Source organism: Amycolatopsis benzoatilytica AK 16/65 (assembly GCF_000383915.1).
Taxonomy (GTDB): Bacteria; Actinomycetota; Actinomycetes; order Mycobacteriales; family Pseudonocardiaceae; genus Amycolatopsis; species Amycolatopsis benzoatilytica.
Genome location: NZ_KB912942.1, coordinates 7,122,701 through 7,138,272, shown reverse-complemented (window position 1 = coordinate 7,138,272; position 15,572 = coordinate 7,122,701). Strand labels below are relative to the sequence as shown.

At 69.9% G+C, this 15,572-nt stretch carries 12 protein-coding genes; 11 read left to right on the top strand and 1 reads right to left on the bottom strand.

Annotated features, from left to right (window positions below; all coding sequences use genetic code 11):
• Positions 1-38 precede the first annotated feature (38 nt).
• The 9 genes from AMYBE_RS0133225 (at position 39) to AMYBE_RS0133185 (ending at position 11,280) form a co-directional block, all read left to right on the top strand.
• Positions 39-545, top strand: coding sequence for an NUDIX hydrolase (locus AMYBE_RS0133225; protein WP_027928271.1), 507 nt, complete (start codon positions 39-41; stop codon positions 543-545).
• 14 nt (positions 546-559) lie between these two features.
• Positions 560-2,716 (top strand): DUF6049 family protein, encoded by a 2,157-nt coding sequence (locus AMYBE_RS0133220; protein WP_020663705.1) that lies wholly within the window; start codon positions 560-562, stop codon positions 2,714-2,716.
• A gap of 759 nt (positions 2,717-3,475) precedes the next feature.
• Positions 3,476-5,257 carry a murein biosynthesis integral membrane protein MurJ gene (gene murJ / locus AMYBE_RS0133215; protein ID WP_020663704.1) on the top strand — a complete coding sequence of 594 codons (1,782 nt, stop codon included), beginning with the start codon at positions 3,476-3,478 and terminating at the stop codon, positions 5,255-5,257.
• A gap of 79 nt (positions 5,258-5,336) precedes the next feature.
• Entirely contained in the window at positions 5,337-6,932 is a 1,596-nt protein-coding gene (locus tag AMYBE_RS0133210; protein WP_027928270.1) for a protein kinase family protein, read from the top strand.
• Between the two features lie 31 nt (positions 6,933-6,963).
• Positions 6,964-7,629, top strand: a complete 666-nt coding sequence (sigM, locus tag AMYBE_RS0133205; RefSeq protein ID WP_020663702.1) for an RNA polymerase sigma factor SigM — start codon at positions 6,964-6,966, stop codon at positions 7,627-7,629.
• Positions 7,626-8,441 (top strand): hypothetical protein, encoded by an 816-nt coding sequence (locus AMYBE_RS0133200; protein WP_020663701.1) that lies wholly within the window; start codon positions 7,626-7,628, stop codon positions 8,439-8,441. Before sigM ends, AMYBE_RS0133200 begins: the two co-directional genes overlap by 4 nt.
• A gap of 81 nt (positions 8,442-8,522) precedes the next feature.
• A complete protein-coding gene (gene trxB, locus AMYBE_RS0133195; RefSeq protein ID WP_020663700.1) occupies positions 8,523-9,515 on the top strand; it encodes a thioredoxin-disulfide reductase in 993 nt (330 codons plus the stop codon).
• 28 nt (positions 9,516-9,543) lie between these two features.
• Positions 9,544-9,867 carry a thioredoxin gene (gene trxA, locus AMYBE_RS0133190; RefSeq protein WP_020663699.1) on the top strand — a complete coding sequence of 108 codons (324 nt, stop codon included), beginning with the start codon at positions 9,544-9,546 and terminating at the stop codon, positions 9,865-9,867.
• Between the two features lie 264 nt (positions 9,868-10,131).
• On the top strand, positions 10,132-11,280 hold the full coding sequence (locus tag AMYBE_RS0133185; protein ID WP_020663698.1) for an N-acetylmuramoyl-L-alanine amidase: 1,149 nt from the start codon (positions 10,132-10,134) through the stop codon (positions 11,278-11,280).
• A gap of 1,134 nt (positions 11,281-12,414) precedes the next feature.
• Here the strand turns inward: AMYBE_RS0133185 and AMYBE_RS0133180 are convergent.
• Positions 12,415-13,059 carry a GNAT family N-acetyltransferase gene (locus tag AMYBE_RS0133180; RefSeq protein ID WP_027928269.1) on the bottom strand — a complete coding sequence of 215 codons (645 nt, stop codon included), beginning with the start codon at positions 13,057-13,059 and terminating at the stop codon, positions 12,415-12,417.
• A gap of 184 nt (positions 13,060-13,243) precedes the next feature.
• On the opposite strand from AMYBE_RS0133180, the gene AMYBE_RS0133175 reads away from it, so the two are divergent.
• Entirely contained in the window at positions 13,244-14,563 is a 1,320-nt protein-coding gene (locus tag AMYBE_RS0133175) for an aminotransferase-like domain-containing protein (RefSeq protein WP_020663696.1), read from the top strand.
• A gap of 30 nt (positions 14,564-14,593) precedes the next feature.
• A complete protein-coding gene (locus AMYBE_RS0133170; RefSeq protein ID WP_020663695.1) occupies positions 14,594-15,544 on the top strand; it encodes a D-alanine--D-alanine ligase family protein in 951 nt (316 codons plus the stop codon).
• Positions 15,545-15,572 lie beyond the last annotated feature (28 nt).

Below are 15,572 nucleotides of genomic sequence, written 5' to 3'. Positions count from 1 at the left end.
CAGAGTACCCGGGCGGCCGTTTGCTCTAGCATCGCAGCATGTCTGGATCTGCCGGCCGCGCCGGTGCGCCGAAGCCGCGCCGGCGGCGGCGACGCCACCGCGGCAGGCGGCTGACCACGGTAGACGAGACGTCGGCGGGCGGCCTCGTGCTCGACCCGGACCGGGAACGTGCGGTGCTGATCGGCCGTCTCGACCGGCACGGCAGACTGCTGTGGTCGTTGCCGAAGGGCCACATCGAAGACGGTGAGACGGTGGAGCAGACCGCGGTGCGCGAGGTGAAGGAGGAAACCGGCATCTCCGCGCGCGTCCTGCATCCGCTGGGCACCATCGACTACTGGTTCGTCGCGCAGCAGCGCCGGGTGCACAAGACCGTGCACCATTTCCTGCTCGAAGCCACCGGTGGCGAACTCTCCGACGAGGACGTCGAGGTCACCGAGGTCGCCTGGGTTCCGCTGGCCGAGCTGGAGACCACCCTCGCCTACGCGGACGAGCGCAAGCTGGTCCGCGGGGCAGCAGAACTTTTCGCGCCCGAAGAGCGCGGCTGAGAGGGAGCACCGGAGTGAAGCGGCCCGCCGCCTTCTTGCTGTCTTTGCTGGTACTGGCCGTCAGCGCGCTGTTCGGCGCGCCAGCCAGCGCGCAGGACGAACCGTCGTCGGAACCGGCCCGGCTGCGGCTCGACCTGAATCAGCTGAACCCGCGCGTGATCACCAGCTCGGACCAGGCGATCACGGTGACCGGCACGGTGACCAACACCGGTGCCCGGCGGATCATGAAGCCGCTGGCCCGCCTTCAGGTCGGGGAGCGCCTCTCCAGCCCGCGCGCGATGGAGTCGGTGCTGTCCGGCACCCCGGTGCAGGACACCCCGCTCACCGATTTCACCTCGCTCGCTCCCTCCCTCGAACCGGGTCAGAGCGCTCCGCTGACCATCACCGTGCCGCTGGCTGGACCGCACGGCGCCGCGCTGCCGCGCCCCGGCGTGTACCCGCTGCTGGTCAACGTCAACGGCACGCCGGAGTTCGGCGGCCCGGCCCGGCTCGCCGCGGTGAGCCTGCTGATGCCGGTGCTGTCCACGCCCGGCCGGACGAACCAGGCGACGCCGCGGCACGCGAAGCTGAGCATGCTGTGGCCGATCACCGACAGCCAGCCGCACGTGCAGTCCGCGCCGTTCGGCGCGCCGATGACGCTCACCGACGATTCGCTCGCCGACGAGATCAGCCCCGGCGGCCGGCTGTACGCGCTGGTCTCGTCGGCGCGTGCGGCGCAGGAATCGAATCCGAAGGTCGGCGGATCGCTGTGCTTCGCGATCGACCCGGACCTGCTGCGCACCGTCGCCGCGATGCACAACGGCTACCAGGTGAGCGGTGGCGGAGCAGGCACTGGCGCGGACGCGGCGGCCAATTGGCTGTCCTCGCTGAAAGCGCTGGTCAACGGCCGGTGTGTGCTCGCGCTGCCGTTCGCCGACGCCGATCTCGGCACCCTGGTCAAGGTCCGCGGCGCCAACGGCAAGGCGGACTCCGGCCTGCTGACCACCGCGCTGAACGGCAGCGCGACGATCAAGGACGTACTCGGCGTCGAGCCGCGCAGCGGCGTGCTGTGGCCCAGCGGGAATCCTGATGAGCAGACGCTGTCGGCGATCTCGTCCGGCGGCTACCAGACCGTGCTCACCGACGGCACGAAGCTGCGCGCGGGCGGCGACGGAGAGACCGTGACCAACGCCGTGACACTTCCCGGCGGTCTACGCGCGGAGCCGACCAACGGCCTGGTCACGAGTGGCCTGACCGGCTACGTGCCCACCGCGCAGGCACCCACCACCTACAGCGGCGCCTCGCAGCGTGCGGTCTCGACGCAGAACGGCCTCGCCGCCATCGCCTTCGAGGCCGGCCTGGGCCGCACTGAGGCGGCGGACGGAACTCCGCTGCTCATCGCGCCGCCGCGGCGCTGGGACGCCAGCTCCGACGAGCTGAGCAACTTCCTCGCCGGGCTCGGCAAACTGACCGCGGCCGGCCTGACCACCGGCTCGACCCTCGACGACCTGCTGGGGAGCGCCCCGTCCGGCGCCGCGTCGCTTGCCGCCGGCGCCCCCACCGACGGCACCGCGGTCGCCGGCAAGCTGTCCGAACTCGACCTGGACGCTGCCGGACTGCTGGCCTCGATGCAGGTGGACCCCCGCCGCCGGGTCGACCCGCAGCAGGTCGTCGCTCCGGTGCGGGACGCGCTCGTCCGGGGCAGCTCGTCGGCGTTCGGCACCGTTTCGCCGTCGGCGGCCGGGGCGAACGCGGCCGCCGAACTCGCCGCGATCCGCAATCAGGTGACGGTGGAGCAGCCGAAGCAGACGATCGCGCTCGCGTCCGGCTCGTCGCCGCTGCCGGTGTACGTGCACAACAACCTGCCGGTCGGCGTAACCGGGCAGATCACCCTGCGGAACAATATGGGCATTCGGCCGGAAACCGCGCAGAACAAGTTTTTCCCGGCAAGCGGTGGGACGAACCAGTACCTGCAGATCGAGGCGCTGCGCGCCGGGCACCTGTCCGTCGATGTGTCCTTGGCCACCCCGGACGGTGTCGAACTCGGCGCGCCCGCGCGGTTCGAGCTGACCTCCACCGAATACGGCCCGATCACCATCATCGTCACCGTCGTCGCTGGTTGTGCACTGCTGCTGCTGGCGTCGCGGCGGATCTACCGGCGGATCAAGGACAGCCGGGCCGGCGCGGCCTGACATCCCGGCGGGCCAGCCGCGCGCGCCCGTTCCCGATTACCCTGGGTCGACGCTGCCACAATGGCAGGGACCAGGGGACAGGCGAGGATTGGGCACGCGTTGGACAGAGAGCCGGGTCAACCACCCGAGCGTGCGGGGCGTCCCCGGCGGGACGGCGTCCCGCCGCGCCGGGAAGACCGCGCTGACCAGCCCCGGCGGGCGGCCCGTGAACCGCGCCGCCAGCCGCCTGTCGCTCCGCCGCCCGCCGAGCGCAGGCAGCCGCCGCCGAAAGGAGAGCGCAGGCAGCCGCCGAACGGCACCCGCCGGATGCCGCTGCCCGAGGACCGTCCGCCAGCCGATCGCGAACGTCCGCCGGTAGACCGGCAGCGCCCGCCGGCGGATCGCGAACGTCCGCGCCGGGAGGCTCGCCCCGATCCCCGGGACCAGGCGCCGTGGCGCGTCCAACAGCCGCCGCAACCACCGCAGCCGAGCGGACAGCGCCCGGCCCCGACCCGCGCCGCCATGCCGCCGGTCCGGCCGATGCGCCGCGAACCCCCGCCCGGCGGCCCGGCCACCCCGCCGCCGCCCTCGGGACGGCAGCCGTCGGGTCCGCACGGCGCGCCGCCGGTCCCGCCGAGGGACAGCCAGCCAGCCACCCGCGCTCAGCTTCCGCAGCCGAAGCCACCGCCGCCGGCCAGCACCACCGGGCCGCAGCCGCCGGTGCACCGCGGCCGCGGGCCCCGTCCGGGCACACCGGTCCGGCCGTGGCAGGAAGAGGCGATGCGGGACCCGGACGCCACCCGGTTCATCCCGCGTACCGCCGGCGTGCCGATGGCCGCTTCCCGGTGGCCGACCGCCGACCCGGACGTGCTGCGCCCGTACGACGCGCTGGCCACCCAGGTCATGCCGCGGATCAAGGACGCGCCGCTCGCGCGTCCGGCTGAGCCGAGCGCGCCCGAGCAGCCGAAGGACGAAGGGCCTTCGGTCGCCAAAGCGAGCGGCCGGATGGCGATCGCGTCGCTGATCAGCCGGATCACCGGGTTCCTGTGGAAGGTGCTGCTGGTCGCGGCGGTCGGCTCGTCGGTGGTGACCGACTCGTTCAACGTCGCGAACACGATGCCGAACATCATCTTCGAGCTCCTGCTCGGCGGCGTGCTCACCAGCGTGGTGGTGCCGCTGCTGGTGCGTTCGCAAGACGACCCGGACAAGGGCGAGGCGTACGCGCAACGGCTGCTGACCACCGGTATCACCGTGCTGCTCGTCGGCACCGTGATCGCGGTGATCGCGGCCCCCGCGTTCACCGCGCTGTACATCGACCCGAACGGCAACGCGAGCACCGGCCTGACCACCGCGTTCGCCTACCTGCTGCTGCCGGAGATCTTCTTCTACGGCCTGTTCGCGCTGGTCTCGGCGATGCTGAACGCCAAGCACGTGTTCGGGCCGACCGCGTGGGCGCCGGTGGTCAACAACCTGGTGGTCATTTTCGTCATCCTGGTGATCTGGGTGCTGCCCGGTTCGATCGACGAGAAGAGCCCATCGCTCACCGACCCGAAGCTGCTCATCCTCGGCCTCGGCGTGACCGGCGGCATCGCCGCGCAGTCGCTCATGCTGATCCCGCCGCTGCTGCGTTCCGGTTTCCGGCCGCGCTGGCGGTGGGGCCTGGACAGCCGGATGAAGGAGTTCGGCGGCCTGGCGCTGTGGGTCGTCGGCTACGTCGGAGTAAGCCAGGTCGGCCTCACCATCACCACCCGCGTGCTCACCAAGGGCGCGCAAGGCAGTGTCACCGCCTATAACTACGCCTGGCTGCTGTTTCAGCTGCCCTACGGCGTGCTCGGCGTCTCGCTGCTGACCGCGATCATGCCGCGGCTGAGCCGCGCCGCCGCGGACGGCGACACGAAGAAGCTGGTCGCCGACCTGTCCTACGCGTCACGGATCTCCACCGTGACGCTGGTGCCGATCTCCGCGGTGATGACGATCGTCGGCACCTCGATGGGCGTCGCGCTGTTCGCGCTGGGCAAGGGCGACCAGAGCAACGCCGAGCGGCTCGGACAGGCGCTGGCAATTTCGGCGTTCGCGCTGCTGCCGTACGCGCTGGTGATGCTTCAGATGCGCGTGTTCTACGCGATGAAGGACGCCCGCACGCCGACGCTGATCATGATCGTGATGACCGTGGTCAAGATCCCGCTGCTGTTCCTGTGCCCGATGCTGCTGAGCCCGGGCAACGTCGTGCTCGGCGTGATGATGGTCAACGCGCTGACCTATGTGGTCGGCGCGATGCTCGGCCAGGTGTGGCTATGGGTGACGCTGGGCAATCTGCGCAGCAAGCGGGTGATCGGCGTGATCCTCTTCACCGTCGTGGCGAGCGTCCTCGGCGTCGGCGCCGCCTGGCTCGTGGGGCTGATTGTCCCCTCCTCTCTGGGGTTGATCGGGCAGGCTTGGGTGAAGCTCTTCCTGCAGGGATTCGTCGGGATCGCGGTCTCGTTCGGGGTGCTCATGGCCTTGAAGGTGGAGGAACTGCGGCCCGTAACATCGCGATTCACTCGATTGATCAAGCGCGGGTAACGATTGATTCACGACTCACGACGCTTCTTCGGCCGATGATCCGGGTACCCTCGGTGCCGGGAGCGAAGCGGGAGAGAGCGTGGACACGAGACGAAGCGAGCAGGCGGGGGACGCCGCGGGCATACGAGCCCGGGGCGGATCGCTTGCGCCCGGACGCGTCGTAGGGGACGGCCGGTATCGCCTGCTTGCCCAGTTCGGGGTGGACGAACGAGCCGCCGCGCACCTCTGGCGGGCCAGGGACGGGCAGCTCAAGCGGGACGTCGCGCTGACCCTGCTAGTCGGCGATCCAGCGGATCCGGAGGCGGCCCGGCTGGCCCGGCGCACGCTGGAGCGAGCCGCGCACGCGTCGAAGTTCGGGCACGGCGGGGTGGCCCGCGTGCTCGACGTGCTCAGCCTCGGCAGCGGCATCACCTCCAGCGAAGGGCTGCTCGGCGTCGTAGTGGCGGAGTGGACCAAGGGCAGCGACCTGGTGGACCTGGTCGCACAGCGGCCGGTGGCCCCAGGCGCGGCCGCGCGGATGGTGCAGGCGCTCGCCGAAGCGGTCGACCACGCCCATCAGAACGGCCTGGTCCTCGGTCTCGACCATCCGCAGCGGCTGCGGCTGACCCCGGGCGGCGCGCTCAAGCTCGCCTTCCCCGGCCCGCTGCCGGAAGCGACCCTGCGCGACGACGTCAAGGCGCTCGGCGCGGTGCTGTACCTGCTGCTCACCGGCCGCTGGGCGCTGCCCGGCGGACCGCCGGCGATCCCCGCCGCACCGCTCACCCCGCAGGGGCATGTGGTGCCGCCGCGGTCGCTGGTGCCCGCGGTGCCGCCGGAACTGTCCTCGCTGGCCGTGCGCACGATCGAGGACGGCGGCAGCGGCGGCATCCGCACCAGTTCGGCGATCCTGCGCGTGCTCGGTCAGGTGGCCGAGGAAGAAGAACGCACCCAGCTGATCAAAGCGGTCGGCACCGAGTCCCCGGCGGAGTCCGACGGGACGATCTGGACCACGAAGAAGCCGGTGAAGGACGTCGCACGGCGGCGGAAGCTGGCGTTCGGCGTGACTGTGCTGGTGGTCGCCACCGTGGTGATCCTGGCGTGGGGCGGGCTGATGCTGATCAACCTGTTCCAGGGCGACGGCAAAGCGACCGGCCCGACCATCAACGTCGCGAGCAGTTCGGCCCCGGCCCCGCCGAAGCAGAGCAGCCAGCCGCCGCCGGTGAACCAGCAGCCGTCCGGAGCGGTGAAGGTCGGCGACCCGGTGGCCCCGGCGTCGGCCGCGGTCTACAACCCGGAGGGATCCGGCGACAACCCGGGCCGGGCGAAGAACACGATCGACGGCGACCCGGGCACGGTCTGGAAGACCGACCAGTACCAGCAGCAGCTGCCGACGCTGAAGCCCGGCGTCGGGATCGTGGTCTCGTTCGACAACCCGGCGAACATCACGCAGGTGAAGATCAGCGCGGACAGCCCGGGCACGAAGGTGGAGATCCGGGCCGCGGACAGCAAGAACCCGAAGCTGGACGACACCAAGGTGGTCGGCTCCGGGGACCTGAACGGCCCGGACACCACCATCACGCTGCAGCAGCCGACGCAGAGCCAGTACTTCATCGTCTGGATCACCCAGCTGGGCGACAACGGCGGCAACGGCTTCCTGAGCCAGATCGGCGAGCTGAGCTTCCTGCCTGCGGCGTGAACTGCGAGCGCGACTCAGTAGGCTCTGCCGGGTGACGGCTGCAGCTCCCACCGATGCGGATCTGATCGCGGCACACGCCGCGGGCGACCCACACGCGTTCAACGAACTGGTCCGGAGGCATCGAGACCGCATGTGGGCGGTCGCTTTGCGCACGCTGCGAGATCCGGAAGAGGCGGCGGACGCCTTGCAGGAGGCGTTCCTCTCCGCGTTCCGCGCGGCGGGCAAGTTCCGCGCCGAATCGCAGGTCACCACATGGTTGCACCGGATTGTGGTCAACGCTTGCCTGGACCGGATCCGGCGCAGGCAAGCACGGCCGACCGTGCCGCTGCCGGAGACCGGCGAGTTCAACGAACCCGCCGCGCCCGGCGATTCGATGGCCGAGAAGGAGACCAGCCTGCTGGTCCGGAAGGCGCTCGACGAGCTGCCGGAGGACCAGCGCGCGCCGATCCTGCTCGTCGATGTCGAGGGCTACTCGGTGGCCGAGACGGCGAAGATGCTCGGCATCGCCGAAGGCACCGTGAAAAGCCGCTGCGCACGTGGGCGGGGGAAACTCGCGAAGGTTCTCGGGCATCTGCGGAACCCGGACGCGCACGCGGGCGTCCCAACTAACGAAAGCAAACGCACACACGCCACTTCGGAGGGGTCCCGGAGTGCCGGGCGGGCCCAGCGCACGCCGGGGAACGGGGAGGGACGATGACGGACGAGAGCCGGGGGGCGGGCGGGATCATCGGGCCGCCCTGGTCTGTCGACCTGCTCGCCGACCTCCATGCCGGAGTTCTCGACGAGCACGAGGCCGCACAGCTGTGGCCGCGGGTGAACGCGGATCCGGAAGCCCGCGCGATCATCGAAGCGCTCGAGGCGACCACCGCGGACCTGTCCGCGCTCGCCGCGGAGCCGGCTCCGCCGATGCCAGCCGAGTACGCGGCCCGGATCGACGCCGCGCTCGCCGCGGAATCGGCAGCCCGGCAGGAAGCGACGTTTCCGGCCGGCACGGCACCGGAACCGGCTCAGCAGCCGCTCGCGCCGGTCGTGGACCTGTCGGCGGCGCGGCGGAAGCGGAACCGGCAAATCGGGTGGGGCGCCGGGGTCCTGACCGCGGCTGCGGCGGCCGCGGTGGCGATCACGTTGACGGTCCCGAACACCTCCACGAACAGCGGCACGCCGAACGCCGCCGCGCCCGCCCCGCCGGGGCCCGCGACGTCAGCGGCCGGCCCGTCGGTCGGCACCGACGGCAGTGGCGCGGAGGCACTGCTCGGCGGCGGTCTCGGAGTGCGCAACTACGGTCCGCTGCAGGATGAGCAGCGGTTCAAGGCGTGTGTCGCGGCGGCCGGGATGGACCCGGAGGTGCGGCCGGAAGCCGTGAAGCCGGTGACCGTCGAGGGCAAGCAGGGCGTGGTGGCGATTTACACCACCGGCCAGCTCGCTCAGTTCCGCCTGGTCGGCTTCGGCTCGGACTGCGGGCCAGGGAACGCGGACAAACTCTTTGACAAGGTGGTCGGCAAGAAGTAGCGGCTGTCACTGCCGGGAACACCGCCACCTACGATCGTGTTGAGCCTGGAGCACAGGTCACTACGAGCGGAGGGTTGACGGGTGGCTGCCGAGGAAATCAGGAACCTGATCATCGTCGGGTCCGGTCCTGCCGGTTACACCGCGGCGGTCTACGCGGCGCGCGCACAGCTGGAACCGCTGGTGTTCGAGGGCACCCAGTTCGGCGGCGCGCTGATGACCACCACCGAGGTCGAGAACTTCCCGGGCTTCCGCGAGGGAATCCAGGGTCCGGACTTGATGGAGGAGATGCGCAAGCAGGCCGAGCGGTTCGGTGCCGAGCTGCGCTCCGAGGACGTCGAGTCGGTCGAGCTGGCCGGCGACGTCAAGTACGTCGTCGCGAACGGCCAGCGGTACGCCGCGCGGGCCGTCATCCTGGCCATGGGCGCGGCCGCGCGGTACCTGAAGGTGCCGGGCGAGCAGGAGCTGCTGGGCCGGGGCGTGTCCGCATGCGCGACCTGTGACGGGTTCTTCTTCCGCGACCACGACATCGCGGTGGCCGGCGGCGGCGACTCGGCCATGGAGGAGGCGACCTTCCTGACGAAGTTCGCCAAGTCGGTGACGATCGTGCACCGCCGTGACGAGTTCCGGGCGTCGAAGATCATGCTTGAGCGCGCTCGCGCGAACGACAAGATCAAGTGGCAGCTGAACTCGCAGATCACCGGCGTCGAGGGCGACGGGACGGTGTCCGGCCTGAAGGTGCGCGACACGCAGTCCGGCGAGGAAAAGACGCTGGACGTCACCGGGTTCTTCGTCGCGATCGGCCACGATCCGCGCAGCGAGCTGGTGCGCGGACAGGTGGACGTGGACGAGGACGGCTACGTGCTGACCCAGGGCCGGTCGTCCTACACGAACGTGCCGGGCGTGTTCGCGGCCGGCGACTTGGTGGACCGCACCTACCGGCAGGCGATCACCGCGGCCGGCTCCGGCTGCAGTGCGGCGATCGACGCGGAACGATGGTTGGCGGAGCACGGTTCCGCGGAGGCGCACGAGGCGCCCGAGATGGTCGGCGGCGGCTACGGCGCCGGCGAGCACTGACTTTCCCTCTGATCTGAAGGAGCAGAAGATGGCCGACACCGTGAAGGTGACCGACAAGTCGTTCGTGGACGACGTGCTGACCAGCGAGAAGCCGGTGCTGGTCGACTTCTGGGCGACCTGGTGCGGGCCGTGCAAGATGGTCGCGCCGGTGCTCGAGGAGATCGCGAAGGAGAACGGCGACAAGATCACCATCGCGAAGCTCGACATCGACGAGAACCCGAACACGGCGCGTGACTACCAGGTGATGTCGATTCCGACGCTGATCCTGTTCCAGGGCGGCAAGCCGGTGAAGCAGATCGTGGGCGCGAAGCCGAAGGCGGCGCTGCTGTCCGATCTGTCCGACGTGCTCTGAGTTTTCTCTCGAGGAACCCGGGCCAGCGGCGACGCACCGCGCGCCCGGGTTTCTTGCACGTTCGGGGGATTGCCCTGCGGCAACGCTCGCGCAGGTGCGCACGGCGTGTCTCCCCCGCGGGGGCTACCCGTCAAGAGGCGTACCGGCCGGGCCTGCGTCCTTACCGAGAGTTCACAGGGCACAATAGGTGCCTGGGCATACCCCCACCCAGGTTTCTGTTTCGCATCGAGCCGGTTTCGGTGCCTGAGGAAGAGCGAGGAGTGCATGCGGGTACTCCGCCGCGGTGACGCCGGTCCCGACGTCGCCGAAATCAGGTCGATCCTTGCCGGGATGGATCTGCTCCCGCCGGTAGCGGGGACCGAGCGGTACAACACGTTCGATGACGCGGTGGAGCAGGCCGTGCGCGCGTTCCAGCAGCGGCGAGGGCTTATCACCGACGGGGTGGTCGGCCCGGCGACGTACCAGGCGCTCAAGGGCGCCAGCTATCACCTCGGGAGCCGCCCGCTCCAGTACTTGTTGTCGTCGCCGGTGCACGGCGACGACGTTTTCACTCTTCAGGAGCGGCTCACCGAGCTCGGTTTCGACGCCGGTCGCCCGGACGGCTATTTCGGCCCGCAGACCGAGCGCGCGCTGCGCACGTTCCAGCGCGACATGCGCCTGACGTCGGACGGCATCTGCGGTCCGGCCACCATCCGTGAGCTGCACCGCCTGTCGTCGCCACGCGCCCGCGGCGGCCGTCCGGTGTTCCTGCGCGAACAGGAGCAGGTCCGCCAGGCCGGCCCGCGCCTGCGCGGCAAGCGCATCGTCATCGACCCGGGCCACGGCGGCGAGGACCTCGGCGTGGTCGCCGGCGGTCTGCGCGAGGCCGACATCGCCTGGGATCTGGCACGCCGGCTGGAAGGCCGGATGCAGGCCACCGGCATGGAAGCGCTGATCAGCCGGGGCCCGAACCACAGCCCGACCGATTTCGAACGCGCCCGGTTCGCCAACGACGCCGGTGCGGACCTGTTCCTGTCGCTGCACACCGACGGCAACCCGTCCCAGCGCGCCCAAGGGGTGGCGAGCTTCCACTTCGGCACCGGCAACGGCACCACGTCGACCGTAGGCGAGCTGCTGGCCGGCTTCATCCAGCGCGAGGTCGCGGCCCGTACCGGCCTGCTGGACTGCCGCACGCACTACAAGACCTGGGAGATCTTCACCCGCACCCGCTGCCCGGCAGTCCGGGTGGAGATCGGCTACCTGACCAACCCGGACGACGCCCGCCGCTTGGGCGACCCGGCGTTCCGGGACGTGGTAGCCGAAGGAATCCTGATCGCCGTCAAGCGCCTGTACCTGCTGGGCGAGGGCGACCAGCCGACGGGCACGTTCACTTTCGCGGACGTCCTGGCACACGAGCTGGCGAAGGCTGAGTAATCCGGGATTTCCGGGCGCGGTTCTCGACGGACCATCGTGGCTCGACGGACCATCGTGGCTCGACGTTCCGCCGTGGCTCGTACTCCGGCGTGGCTCGTACTCCGGCGATGGTCTGTCGCCCCCGTTGAGGCATGCGGTCGGTTCCCGCGGTCGCGGAGCGGCTGAGGTCTGCTCACCGGCCTCCCGTCCTGTCTCGGCTCTCGCGACTTACCCCTGGAACCGCCTCGAACGGGCGCTGAGTCGCCCCTGAATCGAACCGCCTCGGGCTCATGCCCGCCGATTGCGTCCCCGCACCTTCCGGCTGTCACCGCGCCGCTGAGCCCCGCACTCGCCCGCTCCTGCACTCTCGGCTTAACCAGCCCGGCTTGTTCTCCCCAGTCCCGCAACGCCGGAACACGCCGACCTGTCGCCTTCCCACCGCCAGGCACCCCACCCCCGACCCGTCCCCGTCGGCTGATCCCGCCACCAGACCCCTGCGTCAGCAGACCCGCCGCACCCGCAAAACGATCATCCGCACCTCGCCGCCTTACTACCCACCGTAATTACCGGTGTCCCGTCGCTCGCACTGCCCACTCACCGCTCACCCCTGTCCCCAACCCCACGGCCGACCCCCGCCGGCCGGTCATCCGCGACCACACAACCGGAGCCCCGGCACCACTTTCACGGCGCCACAAGACCTGGCGCCCGTACGTGCCGCCACCCACCACACCTGGTGGCAGCCCCCACCCTCCACCGGGGGGCGTCCCCTGTCCCAGTCTAGTCATCCACAGGTTTTCCACTGCCCCTATCTGCAATCTGTGGATAACTCGGGGGTTCTTCCACAGTTGTGCACAGGTGCTGGGAGCGGGTGTCCATCATGCGCTCGGCGGGTGGTATGGGGGCGAAACGAGGGGCGCGGGCAGGGGCAGCCGAACAAGACAGGCGGGACCGGCGGCACCGGGGCTGACCTCGGTTGATGTCGGTCAACCGAGCGCGCGGCGCGGGTGCGAAGCGAAGGTTTGCGCGTGGCGACCTGGCGGGCGCGGCCTAGCAGTGAACACGGAAAGTAACGAAAAAGGCGGGTTCGAGGTGGGCAGCGCGAGCTTGTTCAGAGTGACTGCCGGCAAGATCATTCAGAGTGACGCGCAGGAGGGCTCAGGCGCGGCCGAGGCTTGGTTCGGCGGTCGTGATCGTGACTTGGCCCAGCAGACGTTCGAGCGCCGCTTCGACGTCTTCCTTCCAGGTGATCGCCGAGCGCAGTTCGAGGCGCAGTCGCGGGTACTTCGGGTGCGGGCGCACCGTCTTGAAGCCCACGCTTTGCAGGAACGGGGCGGGCAACACGCAGGTGTGCTGGCCCAGTGGGTCCTCTTCGTCAGGCTTGGCATCGCCGAAGGCCTCGATGGCGCGGACACCACGTTTCGTCAGATCCTTCGCCGCGGCCTGGACGAGCATCCGGCCGAGGCCGCCGCCGCGGAATTCGGGCAGGACCTGGGCGGCGGTGAGCAGGACGGCGTCCGCGCTGGGCGGCGACGTAGGGAAAGCGAGCGAGCGCGGCACGGCGTTCGGCGGCGCGTACAGCACGAAACCGACCGGCAGGGTGTCGCTGTAGACGATGCGACCGCACGAACCCCACTCGAGCAGGACGCTGGACACCCAGGCTTCCTTCTCGACCTCGGTGGAGCCGTACTCCTCGGCCTGCGCCTTCAAGTGCGGCGCGAGCTCCCAGTAGACGCACTGGCGACAGCTTTTCGGCAGATGTTCGAGGTTATCCAAGGTGACGCCCACCACGCGACGTGACACCGGAAACCTCCCCTGAACACCGCAACTCCGGCCTCGACGCCCGGGAAGAGCGCAGGCGGCACCGGAAGAACCTCCCTGAGGATAGGCCGATGTGACAAGCGTCGGAAGAGCGGGGAGCAGGAAGAGGCCGCGGTTACACTCGTTGGATCTACCAGCTGGTACCCACCGAGCCCTCAGGTGTCCGATGACTGAGAACCGCCCCGTCAAGCCGCAGCCCGGCCGCAACAATCTCGACCCGCACCTCGACCGGTACGCGGCACGTACCGCCGGGATGACCGCATCCGAGATCCGCGCGCTTTTCGCAGTGGCAAGCCGGCCGGAGGTAGTCTCGCTCGCCGGCGGCATGCCGAACCTCGCCGCGCTGCCGCTCGACACGCTGTCCGCTCAGGTCGGCGAAATCATCTCCGAAGAGGGGCTCGTCGCGCTGCAGTACGGGTCCGCACACGGCGTTCCGGCGCTGCGCGACCAGATCTGCGAGATCATGGCGCTCGAAGGAATCAAGGCGCACCCCGACGACGTCGTGGTCACCGTCGGGTCCCAGATGGGCCTCGACATGGTGACCCGGCTGTTCTGCGACCCCGGCGACGTCGTGATCGCCGAAGGACCGTCGTACGTCGGCGCGCTCGGCTCGTTTTCCGCCTACCAGGCCAAAGTCGTGCACGTCGCGATGGACGAGCACGGCCTGGTGCCGGAGGGACTGCGGGAAGCCCTGCGGCAGGCCGAGAAAGCCGGACAGCGAGTTAAATTCCTTTACACCATCCCGAATTTCCACAACCCGGCCGGCGTCACGTTGTCGGTCGACCGGCGTCCGGAGATCGTCGAGATCTGCCGCGAGCACGGCGTCCTGATCGTCGAGGACAACCCGTACGGCCTGCTGGGTTTCGATGGCCAGATCTACCCGGCGCTGCGCTCGATCGACCCGGACAACGTCGTGTACCTCGGTTCGTTCTCGAAGACGTTCGCCTCCGGGCTGCGCGTGGGCTGGGTGCTCGCACCGCACGCGGTGCGGGAAAAGCTGGTGCTGGCAGCGGAATCCGCGACGCTGTGCCCGCCGACCTTCAACCAGATGATCGTCTCGCGCTACCTCGCGACGCACGACTGGAAGGGTCAGGTCAAGAAGTTCAGGGAGAACTACCGCGAACGCCGCGACGCGATGTTGTCGGCGCTGCAACAGTATTTGCCGCCCGGCTGTTCCTGGACCAGCCCCGACGGCGGGTTCTACGTGTGGGTCACCGTGCCCGAAGGCGTTGACACCAAAGCGATGTTGCCACGTGCAGTCACCGCGCGGGTGGCGTACGCGTCCGGCACCGGCTTCTATGCCGACGGTTTCGGCTCCCGCCAGATGCGGTTGTCGTACTGCTATCCGACACCGGAACGCATCCGCGAAGGCGTGCGCAGGCTCGCCGCGGTGCTGGAGTCTGAAATGGACCTCAGCCGCACTTTCGGTAGCGTGAAAGCACGCACCATCCCGGGGCCTGAGACCCCGTCTCCGGACACGGTCTGACCGGCCCAGCAACACTAAGGAGTTCCCACGGTGGTCGACCGTACCGTTGCCGTGCTCGCCGGCGGGCTTTCCCACGAACGCGACGTTTCCCTGCGCTCTGGCCGGCGGCTGTCCGCGGCGCTGCGCGCCGAAGGGCTGGCGGTGGAGGAGTGGGACACCGACTCCGGGCTCCTGGAACGGCTGCGTACTCAGCGCCCGGACGCGGTGGTCGTCGCCCTGCACGGCGGCGAGGGCGAGAACGGTTCGGTGCAGACCGTGCTGGAGATGCTCGACGTGCCGTTCGTCGGCACCAGCTCGCAGGGCTGCCGGCGGGCGTGGGACAAGCCGACCGCGAAGGCGTTCGTCCAGCAGGCGGGGTTCTCCACGCCGGACTGGGTGGTGTTGCCGCACAGCACTTTCCGTGAGCTGGGTGCGCAGGCGGTGCTGGACGCGATGGTCGAGCGGCTCGGCCTACCGCTGATCCTCAAGCCGGATCAGGGCGGGTCCGCCCTCGGCACCCAGGTGGTCCGAGAGGCGTCCGAGCTGCCTGCGGCGATGGTCGGCTGCTTCGCATACGGCGACACGGTGCTCGCCGAACGGTTCGTCGACGGCATCGAGGTCGCCGTCACAGTCGTCGAGGGGGAGAACGGGGCAGAGGCGCTGCCGGCAGTTGAAATCGTGCCGGAGAGCGGAGTTTACGACTACACGGCGCGCTATACCGCTGGCCTGACTGACTTCTTCACGCCAGCCCGGATTTCCGACGAATCCGCGAAGGCTGTCGGCGAGCTGGCGGTCGCCGCGCACAAGTGGCTCGGGTTGCGTGACATCTCGCGCACCGACGCGGTCATCACGCCGGACGGGACAGTCCACTTCCTCGAAGTGAACCTGTCGCCGGGTCTCACCGAAACCTCGACGGTGCCGATGGCTATCGAAGCCGCCGGCACCACGCTCGGGTCGGTGTTCGCGGATCTCGTCGCGCGCGCCATCGCCCGCGCGAACTAAGTTGACGGGGTGGGCGGCGGTCCGCCGC

Bases quoted from the DNA above. Each gene is read 5' to 3' on its own strand.
- AMYBE_RS0133225 (WP_027928271.1), top strand. From the start codon at position 39: ATGTCTGGATCTGCCGGCCGCGCCGGTGCGCCGAAGCCGCGCCGGCGG.
- murJ (WP_020663704.1), top strand. From the start codon at position 3,476: ATGCGGGACCCGGACGCCACCCGGTTCATCCCGCGTACCGCCGGCGTG.
- AMYBE_RS0133200 (WP_020663701.1), top strand. From the start codon at position 7,626: ATGACGGACGAGAGCCGGGGGGCGGGCGGGATCATCGGGCCGCCCTGG.
- trxA (WP_020663699.1), top strand. From the start codon at position 9,544: ATGGCCGACACCGTGAAGGTGACCGACAAGTCGTTCGTGGACGACGTG.
- AMYBE_RS0133185 (WP_020663698.1), top strand. From the start codon at position 10,132: ATGCGGGTACTCCGCCGCGGTGACGCCGGTCCCGACGTCGCCGAAATC.
- AMYBE_RS0133175 (WP_020663696.1), top strand. From the start codon at position 13,244: ATGACTGAGAACCGCCCCGTCAAGCCGCAGCCCGGCCGCAACAATCTC.